This is a genomic window from Candidatus Thermoplasmatota archaeon (genome assembly GCA_035540375.1).
Taxonomy (GTDB): domain Archaea; phylum Thermoplasmatota; class SW-10-69-26; order JACQPN01; family JAJPHT01; genus DATLGO01.
In genome coordinates this window covers 51,532-66,746 of the sequence record DATLGO010000070.1, presented here as the reverse complement: position 1 = coordinate 66,746, position 15,215 = coordinate 51,532, and the positions used below count along the sequence as shown (strand labels likewise).

Below are 15,215 nucleotides of genomic sequence, written 5' to 3'. Positions count from 1 at the left end.
ACGCCGCCCCCTCACGCCCGGTGGCCGCGAGCGCATCGCGCGCGGCGACCTGGACCGTTTCGACGTCGAGGTCTTCGCGAACCTCGGGACGGGCGCGCTCGAGGAAAGCCTCGAACGCCGCAACGCCGAAAGCCCGGTCGCGGTGCCCGCGCGCGTGGCGCTTGCGGGCCTCGCCGTCGGCGTGCTCTTCGCGGCCGTGAACGTCGTCGTGGGCCTCAGGACGGGGCTCGTGTTCGCCGGGGGCTGGATCGTCGCGTTCGCCCTGGGCGTCGCGCTCCGGCACCGCGCTCCCGCGCTCGCGCTTGCCGCCGGCGTCGCGGCCTCCTCGGGGCTCGTCGCCACGGCCGTTCTCTACGCCGGGCCGGCCCTCGCGCTTCTTGCGGGAGCGTCGACCTATGCGGCCATCGCGCCGGTCGGACCTCGCCTTTCGGCCGTCTTCCTCGCCATCGCGGCCTCCGCTCTCCTCGGCGTCCTCGCCGCCCTCGCGCTCCGACGCCGGTGGACCGTCGAGGACCCGCTGCCCTTCGACGGCGTCGAGGCGGAACTGCGTCTTCTCGAGCGCGGGGACGACGCAAGCGCGGGGGCCGCGCGACGCGCCCGGCAGGGTCTCGGCGCCTTCGTCGCCGCGGGCACCGGCGCGGGCCTCCTCGCGCTCGTCCGTGACCTTCCGCTCGTGGGCGGAAAGAGCGCGCTCGAGGCGGGCGCCGCGCGCGCGGGCCTCGAAGGCGTCGTCGAAGGCGGCGTCGTCGGGACGCCCGCCGCCGCGGCGCACCACACGCTCGTGGGTTTCGCGCTCTCGCCGCTCCTTCTCGGCGCGGGATGGCTCCTCCGCGCGCGCCTTGCGGTCGCGCTCGCCGTCGGGAGCGCCGCCGCTTGGCTCGTCGCGACGCCGCTTGCCGTCGCCCTGAACGCGCCCGTCCTGCACCGGCCCTCGGGCGGCTTCGTCGGTCTCGAATCCCTCTGGAACGCCGGGTTCGCTTCGGCGCCGCTCGCGTTTGCAGGTCCGGTCCGCCTCCTCGCCGTCGGAGCCCTCGCGGGCGCGTCGCTCGCCGTTCTTCTCCGGCTCGCGCCCGCGCTCCGCACGGCGCCCCGCGCGCTCGCGGACGGCCTCGATCGCCGTGGCCGCTGGGGCCTGGCTGCCGCGGCCGCGCTCGCGGCCGCCGGGTTCGCGCTCGCGGGCGCGCCGCTTCCGCTCGCAGCCCTCGCGGGATCCGGGGTCACGCTCCTCGTCCTCGCGTTCGGATCCATCGCGATCAAGGCCGCGGGCGAAGGACACCCCGAAGCGGCGGTCGCGCTCGCCCTCGCGGTGGCCGCCGCCCTCGGAGGCCTCGCCCTCGCCACCGCCGCCGGTCCCGAGGCGACGGCCGTTCTCGCCGTCCTGGGCGGCGCGGTGTTCGCGGGCGCCGTCGCGACCGGCGCGGGCGTCCTCCGGGCCTCGCGCACGGGGCTTTACGCCGGGATCGCGCCCGATGCCGGAGCGCGCCTCCACCTTGCGCTCGTGGCCCCCGCGGCCCTCGCCGCCGCCATCGCGGGGCTCCTCCTCACCCCGGCCGCAGCCGACGGCGGCGCGCCGCAAGGCCACGCCCTCGCGACGCTCGCGCAGGGCCTCGCCGGCGGCCCCTTCGACGCGACGCTCCTGCTCCTCGGGATCGGCTTCGGCCTCGCGGCGGACCTCGCGACCCGCCGGGGTCTCGCCCTCGCGCTCGGCCTCTTCCTCCCGCTCGCGACCGTCCTCCCCATCCTGGCCGGCGCCCTCGCGCGCGAAGGATGGGAACGGCGCCGCGCGGGACTCCCGGCCGAAGGACGAGCCGCCCGCCGCTTCGGCGCGACGCTCGTTGCGACCGGCCTCGTCGCGGGCGAAGCCCTCGCGCTCGTCGCCCTCGCGCCCTTCACTTGATTCATATCGTAGAAGCGGGGTAGGCCCCCCATGCTCCTCAACATGCCCGCCATCCTCGCGGGCGGGGCCGCGCTCGCCCCCGCGGCGGTCGTCCTCTTCGCGGCCTACGGTCGCTACGACGGGCACTTCAAGGACACGCTCGTGTTCCTCTGGTTCGTCGGAGGCCTCTTCCTCGGCATGGGCCTCGCAGTCCTCGCGCTCCTCATCCTCACGGCAGGGCTCGAGGTCTACTCGATCGGTCTCGCCCTCGTGGCCGCCCTCGCGTTCACCGCCATCCTGAACCGCCGCAAGTTCCGCGGCGAGCGCCACTCCGTCTTCAACGGCGGCGCGTTCGCCTCCGGCGCGAGCGTCATGGTCACGCTCGCCTTCGCGCAAGCCTACATGATCCCGCGCGCCGGAGCCGACGCCCTTTCGCTCCTCGCGCTCCTCGGAATCGGCACGGGCCTCACGTTCTCCATGTTCGCCGCGGGCGCATGGGCGGGTCGCGGCATCGCGGAACGGGCGCCCTTCCGACACGCCGCGGTCGCCGCCGCGGGCCTCGTCGTCCCCTTCTTCCTCTTCCAGTTCTACGCGAGAAGCGGCCTCATCCTCGGATACGGTTCGGACGTGGCGCTCGGAACGAGCGCGCTTGCGGCGGTCTACGGATTCGTCGCGCTCCACGTCGGCCGCGCGCGCGTGCTCCCGCTCGGCCTCCCCCCGGGGGAAGCGCGCGCGATGCGCCGCGCCGAGCGCCGCGAGCAGGCTTAAGCGAGCGCGAAGCGGCCCGGCCGCGGCTCGTAGAGGACCCCGCTTGCCGCAAGGCGCTCGAGACGGTCGCGCGCAGGGCCCGCGATGCCGAGCGCCGCGAGAACGGGAGCGAAAGCCTCGGGCGCAAACGCGCCGGAAGCCGCCGCAAACGCCCTCGCGGCGGCCTCGAGACGCGCCTCGTCGCCGCGCGCCGAAGCCGCCGCGCGAACCGCCGCTGCCTGCGCGTCGGACGGGGGCGCGCGGGGCGCGGCCTGGCCGGCGAACGCCGCGCGGAACTCCTCGGGACGCCCCGCCCTTTGGGCGTTCGCGCTTCCCGCCGCAAGACGCGCCTCGGCTTCATCGGGCGTTGCGAGGACCACGACGGCGCGCGCCGTCTCGATCGATTTTCCGCAATGGGCGCAGACCGTGCGCTTCACGCCTTCGCGCGCGACCTTCGACTTGCCGCATCCGGGACACCGCAGGACGAGGAGCACGCCCGTCCCAGCGCGGCAAGGTGGGAAAACCCTTGCCGGGAGGACGCCAAAACTAAGGCGGCGGAGACGCCGGAGCGGGCTCCTTCACCGGGCTCAACCGCTCGACGCCGTTCGCCTTCGTCGGAATGAGGTACGTGTAGCTGCGCGTCTGCGCCTCGAGGAACTCGATGAGCGCCACACCCTCCTTCGGCTTGAGGAGACCCTCGCGCACCCGCGCATCCGTGACCGCCTTCACGCGCTTCACGAGCTCGCGCGGCTCGTACTGCACGCGCGAGAGGACATCCGCGACGATGTCGCCCGGGATGACGGTCTCGAGGTAGAAATCCTCGGGATCCTCGTCGTCCACGAACACATGGATCTCGTTCGTGCGCCCGAACAGGTTGTGCATGTCGCCCATGATGTCCTGATAGGCGCCCGTCAGGAACATGCCGATGAAATACGGCTCGTGCGGGTGCAACGCATGAAGCGGGAGCGTCGGGCGCGTCCCGTTCACGTCGATGAATTGGTCGATCTTGCCGTCCGAATCGCACGTGATGTCCACGAGCGTCGCATTGCGCGACGGCGCCTCGTTGAGCCGGTGCACGGGAACGAGCGGGAAGAGCTGGTCGAAGGCCCAGTGGTCGAGCGCGCTCTGGAACAGCGAGAAGTTCGCGAGGTACTGGTCCGCGAGCTGCGTCGCGAGCTCCTTCAGGTCCTCGGGCACACGCTTGCGGTCCTGGAACATGTGCACGATCTTGCGGCAGAGGTCCCAGTAGAGGTTCTCGATCTCCGCGCGCTCCTCGAGGCCGAGGACGCCCAGGCGGAAGGCGGAGAGGGCCTCGTCCTTCTTGGCTCGCGCGTCGAAGAAGTACTCGCGCGCGTTCTTGAGCGTGAGACCTTGCACCATCTCGCGCATCTCGCGCACCATGCCGACGCCGATGCCGTGCGCATCCTCGCTCCTCGAGACCTCGGGCAACCTTGCCGCGCCGATCTCGATCGAGCCGAAGACGTTCATGATGATGCACGAGTGGTGCGCCGTGATCGCGCGGCCCGACTCGCTCACGATGTTCGGCTCCGCGACGCCCTCGCTCGTGCAGATCTGCTTCAGGTCGTACACGACCTCGCTCACGTACTCCTCGAGCGTGTAATTCGTCGACGAGGAGACCGTCGCGGTCGTGCCGACGTAGTCCACGCCGAGGCCGCCTCCGACGTCGAAATACTCGATCTCGAGCCCCATCTTGCGGAGCTTCGCGTAGATGCGGGCGCCCTCCTTCACGGCCTCCTTCACCGAGGAGATGTCCATGAGCTGGCTGCCCACATGGAAATGGAAGAGCTTGAGGGACGACGTCCTGTTCGCCTCGCGCAGGATCTGGACCGCCTGAAGGATCTCGGGGATCGTGAGACCGAACTTCGCGAAGTCGCCCGACGACTTCTCCCACTTCCCGGTCCCCTTCGTCGTGAGCTTCGCGCGAAGCCCGATCCAGGGCTCCACCTGCATCTCGTTCGCGACCTTGAGGAGGAGCGGAAGCTCCGAGAGCTTCTCGATGACGACGATCGCCTTACGGCCGAGCTTCCGGGCCGTGAGGGCGAGACGCATGTAGTCCTCGTCCTTGTACCCGTTGCAGACCGTGAGCGCCTCCGGGTCCGCGTTCAAGGCGAGCGCCGCGAGAAGCTCGGGCTTCGATCCCGCCTCGAGCCCATAGTGGAAGGGCGCGCCGGCATCGAGGATCTCCTCGACCACCTCGCGCATCTGGTTCACCTTGATCGGGTAAACGCCCAGGTACTGACCGTGGTAGTTGAAGTTCTTGATCCCCGCGCGGAACGCCTCGTTCAGCTTGACGACGCGCGAACGCAGGACGTCCTGGAACCGGATGACGATCGGGAACCCGAGCCCCTTCTCCTGAACGTCCTCGATGACGTCCATGACGTCGATCGCGGGACCCGGTTGACCATACGGCGTCACCGTCAGGTGACCCGCCGCGTTCACCGAAAAGTAGCCCGCGCCCCAGTTGTCGATGTTGTACAGCTGGATCGCGCGATCAACCGACCACTCACCGCTTTTCCCGCCCGCGGGATCCGGCACGCTCCCGCGTACGCGCCAACGCCACTTAAGAATGTTGCTCGCCCGCGCAAGCCGCCACCCGGCGAGCCCAAGCTTCATGGCCCACGCGCGCCCTTCCCGACCCCATGCCCCATCACCGGGCCACCATCGCGAGCATCCTCGCGGGCGACCACACGGGAAAGACCGTGCAGGTCCGCGGCTGGATCCACCGCCACCGCACGAGCGGCAAGATCGTGTTCGCCGTTGTCCGCGACGCCACCGGCGTGCTCCAGGTCACCGCCCGGAAAGGCAACCTCCCCGACCCCGACTTCGAAGCCGCCGCCGCCGCGAGCATGGAAGCGAGCATCATCGTGGAAGGCGACGTGGCCAAGGACGACCGCGCCCCCGGCGGACACGAACTCAAGGCCAACCGCTTCACCCTCGTCGGCGCGAGCCACGACTTCCCCATCTACGAAAGCACCGTCGAAGCCGAGGCCGAAGACGTCCTCATGGACCGCCGCCACCTCTGGCTCCGCAGCCGCAAGCTCACGAACCAGATGATCGTGAAAGGCAAGATGCTCCGCGCCTTCCGCGAATGGTTCGACCAGAACGGGTTCCACGAGACCACCCCCAGCGTCATCACCACCAACGCCTGCGAAGGCGGCAGCACCCTCTTCACGTTCGACTACTTCGGCAAGGAAGCCTACCTCAGCCAGTCCGCCCAGATGTACCTCGAAGCCCTCGCCTTCAGCCTCGAGAAGGTCTGGTGCCTCACCCCCAGCTTCCGCGCCGAGAAAAGCCGCACCCGCAAGCACCTCACCGAATTCGGCCACCTCGAAGAGGAAGCCGCCTGGGTCGACAACGAAGGCAACATGGACATCCAGGAACAGCTCGTGAGCCACGTCGCGCGCCGCGTCGCCGAAACCGCCGAAAAGGAGCTCGTCGAGCTCGGCCGCGAACCCGCCGACCTCAAGAAGATGACCACCCCCTTCAAGCGCATCACCTACGACGACGCCGTCGACCTCCTCAAGAAGCGCGGCTTCCCCGACTTCCAATGGGGCGAAGACTTTGGCGTCCCCCACGAAGCCGCCCTCACGCAAGGAGAGGAGAAACCGATCTTCGTCACCTACTGGCCCGCCGAGATCAAGGCCTTCTACATGGCCCTCGACGAAGACGGCGTGAGCGCCCGCTGCGCCGACATGATCGCCCCCGAAGGCTACGGCGAGATCATCGGCGGGAGCGAACGCAGCCTCGACATCGACCTCATGATGCGCCGGCTGAAGAAGGAAGGGACCGATCCGACGCCCTACGAGTGGTACTTCGACCTGCGCCGCTACGGCAGCGTCCCCCACAGCGGCTTCGGCCTCGGCACCGAACGCGTCCTCAACTGGCTCACCAAGGGCCAACACATCCGCGACGCCACCCCCTTCCCGAGGACCCCCAACCGCGCCTACCCCTGACGGCCGCCTACCCCGGACCGCGCGACGCCCAACCCGGCGAACCGCGACGACGGCGAATCCAACGCATCCGCCACGAGCAGCGCCACCACCTCGTCCTGCCGCAACCGCACGCCCCGCGACGCCCACCACCGCGCCTCCGGAGCGAAACCACCTCCTTGTCCCGCGCATCCACCCGCAACAAACGCGTCGACGGCGACAACGGCTCGTCCACGACCCGCTCGAAACGACGGAACATCGAGCCGACCGCGACGCAAGGACGGATGAGGATTGTCCCGAGGTCGCGCGCCGCGCGCACCCGGCGCGCCGCGCGCGAGGCGCGCGACGTGCGTCATGCGCGCGACGTGCGTGATGTGCGTAACGTGCGAGCTGTGCGCGCCGCGCGCGAGGCACGCGACGTGCGTGATGTGCGTAACGTGCGAGATGTGCGCGCCGCGCGCGAGGCGCGCCTTGCGCAGCAGGTGCGCGCGGCACGCGCCGCGCGCGCAGCGCACGACGTGCGCGCCGCGCTCCGCGTGCGCGCCGCGCGCGCCCGCCTTGGCCCCGTCACACGAAGTCGACGCGGATCGCGTTGCCGTCCCGCGTGTCGCGGTCGCTGACCGGGATGGGTGTGGCGACGAGGCGGGGGTTGTCCGCGGTGCCGGTCCAGAGAGTGTAGTGGTCGGTGGCGTGGACGCGCGTGTCGGTGCCGCCGTCTTCCGCGGGGACGGGGTCGTGGCTCGCGTAGGGGACGGTGAGGTTCCAGGTGCCGTCGGGGCCGGCCGTGGTGCTCGCCATCCACGTGAAGGCGCGGGCTTCGCCGGGTTCCTGCCTGGCGACGAGGGGGATGGCGGCGGTGATGGTTTCGCCGGGGTCGGCGAGGCCGTGGAGGCGCGCGCCTTCGACGCGTTCGTAGATCTTGAGCTTGGCCGCGAACCAGCGGTCGTAGACGGCGAAGGCGGGTTGGCCGTTGGATCCCCGTTGGACGGAGATCCAGTCGGGATCGTGGCTCGGGGTGGGGGTGAGGTTGCCGAGGAGGGGGCCCGCGTCCTGGCTGAGACTGCCGAAGCCGTTCGTCTGGACGTTGAGGAATGTGTGGATCTGGCTGAGGCGGGGGTATTCGTAGACGAGGCGCCACGTGTGGTAGTCGCGTCCGTCTTCGAGGTAGAGCTTCTGGAGGAAGGTCGTGCGGTCGATGAGGGGGAGCTGTTGGGGGGAGGGGATGCCGTCGATGGTGTAGGCGCGGGTGCCGCGTTCGAGGCCGCGGTCGGCCCAGACGGTGATGGGGTTGTACTTGCCGCCGACGTCCTCGTCGCTCACGAGGAGGTAGCGGACGCGGTTCGCGCCGTGGCGGTCGGTCCATGCGTCGAGGCGTTCGTTGGCTTCGCGTTCGTTGGGGCTCGTGAAGACGAGGCTCGCGAGGGGGGCGCCTTGCTGGAAGTTGTTGGTGACGGGGGGGCGTTCGGCGATGAGCTGGGTCCAGTGGCCGTAATCCCACCAGCTGATGACGCCGTAGTCGCCGGGGTGGTTACCCTCGGGTTTCGTGTAGAGGCTGACGCCGGGGTCGGCGGTGTGGTCGCGCATCCATGCGAGGGCGCGCGTCCAGACCTGGACGTCGCCGTCGACGCCGATGCAGTGGCCGATCGCGTAGCTGGGGCGGTATTGGACGCGGGATCCGCAGTGGTCGGCGAGGCGGCCGTCGCTGTCCTTGTTGAGGAGGATGTTGCCGGGGAGGACGAGGAGGATGGCGACGGCGATGGGCAGGGCGCGCGCGGCTGTGAGGGCTTCGGCGCTTTTCGTCGCCGTGCGCGTGCGTCGGCCTTGGCCGCGTTTGGCCTCCTCGTGGGCGGGGTTGCCGTGGATGGCGCGCTCGAGGGCGGCGTTGAAGCCGGTGAGTTCGAGCGCGGCGTGGAGGAAGTACGCGCTGAGGAGGGCGACGGTGATCGCGAAGTAGTACTGGAAGCGGACCTGCGCGGTGACGGCGAAGAACGTCGTGAGGCTCCAGACGAGGAGCACGATGTCCGCGTGGCGGGGCGCGCGGATGACGCGGCCGACGAGCATGACGGCGCCGAGGGTCGCGATGAGGATGAAGAGGCCGTAGCTCGAGGCCATGCCGGCGCAGTCGAGCCAGATTTCGCCCGGGCACGTGGGTTGCGCTTCGGCGATCGTGAGGGTGCGGTCGGTCGCGCCGAACGGCGTGACCCATCCGAGGCTCCACTTGAGGACGGGCCAGAGCTGCGTCGGGCTCAGGACCATCGCGGCGACGACGGGGAGCAGGGCGAGGGCCGCGACGCCGGCGGGGAATGCAGGCTTCGGCGCGTCGCGGGCGCGGAGGGCTTCGCTCAGGAACCAGAGCGCGGGGCCCGCGACGGCGGCGAGGAGGAGGAACGTGGGCTGGAGGAGGCTGTAGGCGCTCGGGGCGAAGCTCGTGGTCGCCTCCGTGAGGGGCGCGGTGAGGACGAAGGCGGTCGCGAAGAAGACGGTGCTCGCGAAGGCGAGGGGCGCGAGGGTTTCGCCGCGGTGGTGGTGGATCGCGGCCTGGATGGCGATCGCGAGGCCGAGGATCGCGACGAAGAGGACCGCGGGCGGCCAGACGTGGAAGTAGAGCGCGAGCGCGACGCCGCCGAGGAGCGCGGCGCCCGTCGGCTTCGCGAGGGTTCGCGGGTCGCGCGCGAGCGCGCGGAGGTCGGCGCGGTGACGTTCGGCGGCGGCGTGGGCGACGAGCCACCCGAGGACGGCGAGCGTGCTGAAGAGTGCTTCCGCGACGTGATGGTCCGCGTAGCCCGCGAGCGACCGGATGAGGAACTCGCCGGGGAAGAGCGCGAGGAGGAGGATGGCGAAGGCGGCGGCGACGCGGCCCATGATGCGGCGCGCGACGAGGTACGTGGGGATCGCGATGAGGGCGCCGAGGAGCGCGGGGTACCAGCCGACGACGAGCTCCACGGTGTGGCGGTCGGGCGTCCGGAAGCCCGCCGCGACGATGGCGAGGGCGGCGGCGCCGAGGTCGAAGAGGGTTCCGAACTGGCCCGTGCCGGTGCCGGCGGGGTAGTTCGTGTAGGGGTCGAAGCGCAGCGAGGCGGGGAAGTGCTCAGCGCTGTAGAGCGCTTCGCGCAGGTGGTAGTACGGATCGGTGCCGATGTAGTAGCTCCCGCCGTTGTCGAGGAACAGGGCCGGGAACGAGGCCATGCGGACGTCCCACATGAACCACGCGACGGCGAGGACGAGGGCCACCTCCGCGACGAGGAGACTGGTCTTGAGGAGACGCCGCCGGTCCATACGGGCGGCCGATGGCGGGCCTCGGTTTTTAAGGTTCTGGATTCCGCTGGCCTCGTCGCCCGGGGGGGCTTCGGCGTACAACAACCTATATCAGCCGCCGAGGGTGGGGTTCCCCTCGTGATGCGCGGCGTCTTGAAGTGGACGGTCTTGACGGTGATCGCGGTGACCCTCGGAGGGTCGGCGGGCGCCGCCTACAAGATCTACGTCGCCCCGCCGGACGCGTGGATCCTCGTGGACGAGAACGGCAACGAGGTCGAGCCGCTCGATCACGGGACGCTCGTGGAGAACGTCTCCGAGGAGCCCGCGCCGGTCCCGCCCGAGAAGCCGGTCCCGCGCGACCCTGCGGCGAACGCGACGACGTCCTCGCTCACGCCGACGTTCCGGTGGGACGCGGGCGCGGCGACGGGCCCGGTCGTGTACAGCCTCGAGATCGTGTCGCGCCTCGGAACCCTGGAGACGCGCAACGTCATCCACAACATCGAGGGCGAGTCGTGGTCGCCCGCCTCGACCCAGCCGTTCGCGCCGGGGTCGAAGGTCACGTGGCGCCTCATGGCGCTCGACGGCACGCTCATGGACTCGGGCTGGACCGAGCCGCAGGTCTTCCACGTGCTCGTGAAAGCCTGATTTTCGGCCCCCTTACGGTTAAATACGGCGAGCCGCTTTCACGGCGTACCCCCCGCCGGGGTGGCTCAGCTGGTAGAGCGAAGGACTCATAATCCTTAGGTCGCGGGTTCGAACCCCGTCCCCGGCATTCTATTCCCGTTCGCGTTCGGCGCTCTTCCGAGCCGCGCGCTTGCCACGTCGGCGTGGTCGCTGAAGGCCGCCGCCCGGGCGGCGACGGGATCGCCTTGGGCCGCTCACGACGCCGTCGAGAATCCGGCCCATTGCGAAAGATGGTCGCAGTCCCACACGTCCTCCTCGATCAGCACGTTCGATTGCGCGAACGAGACCTTCATCCTCGGTGAGCACACGGAGAAGCCCGGCGAGCCGAGCGGCATGAGGAGCGCGTCCTGCGTCGAATAGTGCCCCGCCCCGAGGGACGGATCGCGCCGCATCAGGAGCGTGACGGGCGAGGATCCCACGATGGGGGTCATGCACGTGCTGGCAAGGGGCGGGGGGCAGGCGATGACGTTGCCGGGGTCGCGCGACTGGAGGCCGACGTTGACGATGGTGACACCGAGGGGTCCCCAATCCGTGTCGGGAATCGCGAGAACCTTGAACTCGCTCGTCGAGGTCCCTTCGATATGGGTGGGGTAGGCGCCAATGAATTCGCCGCCGCTCTCGAGGTAATTGTCGGGCCGGGGCCGGGCGCCCCCTTCGTAGGGGTCGCCGGGTTCCTGCGGCCATCCGACGTGGCCGTCACCGCCCAGGTCCTTCCAGACGCCGGTCCACATCTCGAGGGTGAACATGCCGGGTCCCATGCTCTGGGAGCCGTCGGTTCCGACGCCCACCGGTTCGCCGTCGCTTGCGACCGTCCGGCCGGTGCCGGCGAGGGGGACTTGGCGCTGGCGCGGGACGAGGTCGGCCCAGCCGATGAATGCATCGCGGGCTTCGAGACCGCGACCCTCGCCCGACGCGCCGCTTCCGGGAGCCGTCTCGTGCTCGGCGCGTCCGTACGCGAGGCTCACGGCGGTTGCGACCGGCCCCGCGAGGGGCGTGCCCCGGGCGCCGGTAGGCGTGATCTGACAGGCGTTGGGACAGAGCCCGAGGCTCGGGCTCCCCACGGTGTCCAAGAAAGGGCCTGCGGCGGTCGCGTAGACGTCGGAGAGGGGTCCCGGGGCGATCGCCGCGTAGCGGTCGATGTCGATCATGGAGGACTCGCCCGGCGTATAGGGGTACGTGTTGATGCCGTCGCTGCTGGGCGAGAGGAGGGGGTCCGTGACGGTCGTGACGGTCATGGGTCGGATGAGCGAGCCATCCACGAAGACGACGGGCACGACGGATCCCGCGGTATACCAATGGGCTCCCGACGAATAGGCGACGTCCGGGCTCCCCTTGTCGGGCCGCTTGAATTCGGTGACGAACGGATGCGGGCCGGGATCGATGTAAGAGAAGATGGCGGCGTCTGGTTTCAGGGCCCACTCGTGCTCGGGATCCGAAGTTTGGCCGTTCGCCGGAGCAAGGTCGCTCCGCTCGATGACGCCGTTGCCGTTGACGTCGAGCCACCAGCCGAAATACGCATGGAAACGGCCGTGTCCGGGCGCAATGATATCCGGGAGGTCTCCGCCGCTGGCGCGGTGATAGCTCGCTCCGGAGGACACGTCGTTGACGAAGGAGGTGGGCACGCTTCCGGAGGTGGGCCGCGACGCGAGGAATTCCGCGTCACGCCGGGCGGTGCCGGGACCGTCCTCGGGCACGCCCGTCTGGCGGTAGACGTCGTCGAGGAGCAGGATGCCCATGGCCGGCCGTGGCTGGGGCGTTCGTTCGAAGGGGCATGCGTCGGTGCCCTCTTGATGAATTGCCGCGAGGACGCAGTTGCGTTGCCCAGCGGCATCGAGGAGCAGGCGGTCGTCCTCCTCGGCTTCGTAGGTCACCCGATTGAGTACCGAGGCGGTCCCCGCGGGGGCGAGGATGAGGAGGGCAAGGACGATGAGCTGTCCCAGGCGGCGTGCAAGCAAGAGGTCGACCTCCCCGCCGTGCAGGCGGCGGGTCGCCCCTTATCGTTTTCCCCGGCGCGTCGCGGCGATGGGCCGATCGAAGCGCGGCTGCGAGACGGCTGGGGATGTCACGCATCGGGGGCATCCGCTCGTGCGCAAGAGGAACGTCGCGCGGCAAGCTCCGCCTGGCGCAGGGTGGACAATCCGGGGCCGCGCGGCCGAAGGCGTTGAATGCTAATCCGCTCATGGGGCACAAACCACGGGGATCGCAAAATTGCGGCGGGCCATGCGAAACTCACCGCGACCGCCGGGGCCGGTGCAGAAGCTCGGTGAACACGCGCTCCGCCTCGAGCACCTCGACGCCCGCGAGCCCGAGGTCGTCGAGCGTGTCGCGTACGCGGTCGGCCGTGTCCGTCTCCGCATACGTGTAGGCGCGGCCGCGTTCGAGCGAGTAGAAGGTTTCGATCGCGCGCCAGCCCCGGTCGGCGGCCGCTTCCGCGACGCGGCCGAGCGTCTCCTTGACGGCGTCTTCGTTCGCGCCCTCGGCGAGGGCATGGATGGCGAGCACGTGGCGTTCCACGCGAAGAAAAGGCGCGGCCCGGGCGTTGGGCCTTCCGGCCGGGTCCTAGATGACTTCCCCTTCGAGGAGCTTCTCGATCTTGTAGGGGAGGAGGTTCCGGTTGATCTTCGTGACCTCGAGGATGCGAATGTCGTCGCGCCGGCGGATGTCCTGCAGGAGCGGGTTGCGCGACTTCTTGTGAAGCGTCATGATCATGGGCTTCGGCGTGTCGAGGGCGGCCTTCACCGCGGCGCAGAAGCGGTCGGACTCCATCTCCATCTTGCCGACCTCGTCGATGACGATGACCTCGGCCTCGCGGATGGCCTGCTCGATCGCGGGGACGCCGAGGGATTCGAGCGCGTTGAGGTCGACGCCGAACTTGCCGACCTTGACCTTCGCGCTCTCGAAGTCGACGTGCGCGAGGATGCCTTCTTCCTTCGTGAGCCAGTTCACGAGCCGGAACCCGAGGCGCTTCCCGTCCTCGTCGATGCTCTCCGTGACCATGCCGCCCACGATCGTGTCCTTGGCCTCGAGCTTCTCGACGATCTTGAGGAGCGTGCGGGTCTTGCCGACGCTCGGAAGCCCCGTGATGCCGATCTTGAGTTCCTGGGGCATAGTGGGAGGTCCGCGGCGACCGTAACGAGGTCTTTCTTTAAATATCTGCCACAAATCGATGCGGCGTTCCCGGGTCAGGGCTTCGGAGTCCCCGGAAGGGCGGGGGCGGGGGCGGCCTCGGGGGCCACCTTCGTCCGCTTGAGGAAGAAGGGGGCCAGCGCGATGGTGATGGCCGCGAGGATGAACGCGGCCCGGACGACCGGGCCGGACCCGGCGGGGAAGAAGAAGAGGAGGGTCGCGAGCCCGAAGGCCGAAAGGACGAGGGCGACCGCGATGTGCTTCACGACCCCCTTCGACTTCGGGTACGCCACGTTGCTCATCATGAGGAGCGCGAGGATCGCGAAGATGGGGAGCGCGAAGCGCGTCGGCATCGCGATGAGGATGGTGAGCACGACCGTGAGCGCGCACCAGGGCGTGGGAAGGCCCTGGAAGGTCTTCGTGTCCGTCTCCGTCGGGTTCGCGTTGAAGCGCGCAAGGCGCAGCATGCCCATCACGAGCACGAGGCTCGCGGCAAGGGCGGCCGCGTAGGGCTCCGGGTCCGCGATGTAGGCGGGGTTGGAGTAGAACTTGAGGATCATGAGGGCGGGCGTCACGACGAACGTGATCGTGTCGGAGAGCGTGTCGAGGTCCGCGCCGAGCCGGGACCCGCCGAAGCGGCGGGCGACCATGCCGTCGGTCGCGTCGAACACGAGGCCGAGCACGATGAGCGCGCCCGCGATGAGGAAGCGGTCGCTCGGGAGGCCGGGGAAGGCGTTCTGGAGGCCGGGGAAGAACGGCGAGTCGAAAGGCGTGCACGTGGGGTTGCCCGGGTTCGTGCACGCGTCCGTGCCCGCAAGCACGGCGATCGCGAGGAAGCCGCACGCTCCGTTGAGGAGCGTCAGGACGTCCGCGGGCGAGACGACGCTTCGCCAGCGGTTGAGGCGCGCGCGGGCCCGGAGGAGGTGATCGCTCCGCAGCCGGAGCCTCACTTTCGTGAGATGGCGAGCGTCGTAGCTCCGGCCCAGACGCGTTCACCTCCCTTGACCTTCACTTCGTACGCGGCGGGGAGCCAGACGTCGACGCGGCTCCCGAGGCGGATCATGCCGATGCGGTCGCCCTTCGCGACCTCGGCGCCCGGCGCGAGGTAGGGCACGATGCGGCGCGCGACCGTGCCCGCGATCTGATGGAGCCTCACGGGACCCTCGGCCGTCTCGATCACCCACTCCACGCGCTCGTTTCTCTCGCTCTCCTTCTTGAAGGCTGGCACGAAGCCGCCCGCGCGGTGGTCGACGGCCGCGATGCGGCCCGCGACGGGGGCGCGGTTCACGTGCACGTCGAAGGGATTCATGAAGATGGCCACGCGGGTGGCGCCGCCCTCGGCGGGCTCGACGAACGAGACGACGCCGTCGGCGGGCGAGCACACGCCGTCCGCGATCGCGCGGTCGGGGTCGCGGAAAAAGTTCAGGAGGAAGCCCAGGAACACGAGCGCCGCGAGCGCGAGCGCGGCGACGACGCCGTCGCCCGTCGCGAGCGCGAGGGCGAGGAGCGCGACGACGCCGAGGCCCGTCGCGGCGAGCCACGACGCGGACCCTTGCGCGAAGCGGACGGCCGCCACG

Annotated in this window: 13 protein-coding genes and 1 tRNA gene; 6 read left to right on the top strand and 8 right to left on the bottom strand. The window is 70.1% G+C overall.

Annotation, left to right across the window (positions count from 1 at the left end; translation table 11 throughout):
- Together VM889_08630 and VM889_08625 are read left to right on the top strand one after the other, a co-directional pair.
- Positions 1-1,897 (top strand): OPT/YSL family transporter (locus VM889_08630; protein ID HVL48606.1); only part of this gene is annotated, 1,897 nt, incomplete at its 5' end.
- A gap of 30 nt (positions 1,898-1,927) precedes the next feature.
- Positions 1,928-2,644: a hypothetical protein gene (locus VM889_08625; protein HVL48605.1), complete on the top strand. Its 717-nt coding sequence runs from the start codon at positions 1,928-1,930 to the stop codon at positions 2,642-2,644.
- Here VM889_08625 and VM889_08620 read toward each other — a convergent pair.
- Positions 2,641-3,117, bottom strand: a complete 477-nt coding sequence (locus tag VM889_08620) for a hypothetical protein (GenBank protein HVL48604.1) — start codon at positions 3,115-3,117, stop codon at positions 2,641-2,643. The genes VM889_08625 and VM889_08620 overlap by 4 nt on opposite strands.
- Positions 3,118-3,169: 52 nt before the next feature.
- Entirely contained in the window at positions 3,170-5,179 is a 2,010-nt protein-coding gene (gene speA / locus VM889_08615) for a biosynthetic arginine decarboxylase (protein ID HVL48603.1), read from the bottom strand.
- Positions 5,180-5,283: 104 nt separating this feature from the next.
- Here speA and asnS point away from each other — a divergent pair, with 104 nt between their 5' ends.
- Together asnS and VM889_08605 are read left to right on the top strand one after the other, a co-directional pair.
- Positions 5,284-6,597, top strand: a complete 1,314-nt coding sequence (gene asnS / locus VM889_08610) for an asparagine--tRNA ligase (GenBank protein HVL48602.1) — start codon at positions 5,284-5,286, stop codon at positions 6,595-6,597.
- A gap of 155 nt (positions 6,598-6,752) precedes the next feature.
- Positions 6,753-7,193 carry a hypothetical protein gene (locus tag VM889_08605; GenBank protein ID HVL48601.1) on the top strand — a complete coding sequence of 147 codons (441 nt, stop codon included), beginning with the start codon at positions 6,753-6,755 and terminating at the stop codon, positions 7,191-7,193.
- Here the strand turns inward: VM889_08605 and VM889_08600 are convergent.
- A complete protein-coding gene (locus VM889_08600) occupies positions 7,141-9,849 on the bottom strand; it encodes an oligosaccharyl transferase, archaeosortase A system-associated (protein ID HVL48600.1) in 2,709 nt (902 codons plus the stop codon). The genes VM889_08605 and VM889_08600 overlap by 53 nt on opposite strands.
- Before the next feature lie 117 nt (positions 9,850-9,966).
- Here VM889_08600 and VM889_08595 point away from each other — a divergent pair, with 117 nt between their 5' ends.
- The gene (locus VM889_08595) at positions 9,967-10,473 is read left to right on the top strand and encodes a hypothetical protein (GenBank protein ID HVL48599.1); all 507 of its coding nucleotides are present in this window, start codon (positions 9,967-9,969) and stop codon (positions 10,471-10,473) included.
- Positions 10,474-10,527: 54 nt separating this feature from the next.
- Positions 10,528-10,600: transfer RNA gene (locus VM889_08590), tRNA-Met, on the top strand.
- Between the two features lie 106 nt (positions 10,601-10,706).
- On the opposite strand, the gene VM889_08585 is transcribed toward VM889_08590, so the two are convergent.
- The 5 genes from VM889_08585 to VM889_08565 all read right to left on the bottom strand — a co-directional run bounded on the left by VM889_08585 (position 10,707) and on the right by VM889_08565 (position 15,214).
- On the bottom strand, positions 10,707-12,467 hold the full coding sequence (locus VM889_08585; GenBank protein HVL48598.1) for a hypothetical protein: 1,761 nt from the start codon (positions 12,465-12,467) through the stop codon (positions 10,707-10,709).
- Between the two features lie 274 nt (positions 12,468-12,741).
- Complete coding sequence (locus VM889_08580; GenBank protein ID HVL48597.1) at positions 12,742-13,026, bottom strand: hypothetical protein; 285 nt, start codon at positions 13,024-13,026, stop codon at positions 12,742-12,744.
- A 45-nt stretch (positions 13,027-13,071) separates the two neighbouring features.
- Complete coding sequence (locus VM889_08575; GenBank protein HVL48596.1) at positions 13,072-13,620, bottom strand: NTPase; 549 nt, start codon at positions 13,618-13,620, stop codon at positions 13,072-13,074.
- Between the two features lie 74 nt (positions 13,621-13,694).
- Entirely contained in the window at positions 13,695-14,588 is an 894-nt protein-coding gene (locus VM889_08570) for a CDP-alcohol phosphatidyltransferase family protein (protein ID HVL48595.1), read from the bottom strand.
- A complete protein-coding gene (locus VM889_08565; GenBank protein HVL48594.1) occupies positions 14,585-15,214 on the bottom strand; it encodes a phosphatidylserine decarboxylase in 630 nt (209 codons plus the stop codon). The genes VM889_08570 and VM889_08565 overlap by 4 nt, the downstream gene beginning before the upstream one ends.
- Position 15,215 lies beyond the last annotated feature (1 nt).

Coding starts and splice junctions, on each gene's coding strand:
- VM889_08575 (HVL48596.1), bottom strand. CDS start 13,620: ATGCCCCAGGAACTCAAGATCGGCATCACGGGGCTTCCGAGCGTCGGC.
- VM889_08625 (HVL48605.1), top strand. CDS start 1,928: ATGCTCCTCAACATGCCCGCCATCCTCGCGGGCGGGGCCGCGCTCGCC.
- VM889_08600 (HVL48600.1), bottom strand. CDS start 9,849: ATGGACCGGCGGCGTCTCCTCAAGACCAGTCTCCTCGTCGCGGAGGTG.
- asnS (HVL48602.1), top strand. CDS start 5,284: ATGCCCCATCACCGGGCCACCATCGCGAGCATCCTCGCGGGCGACCAC.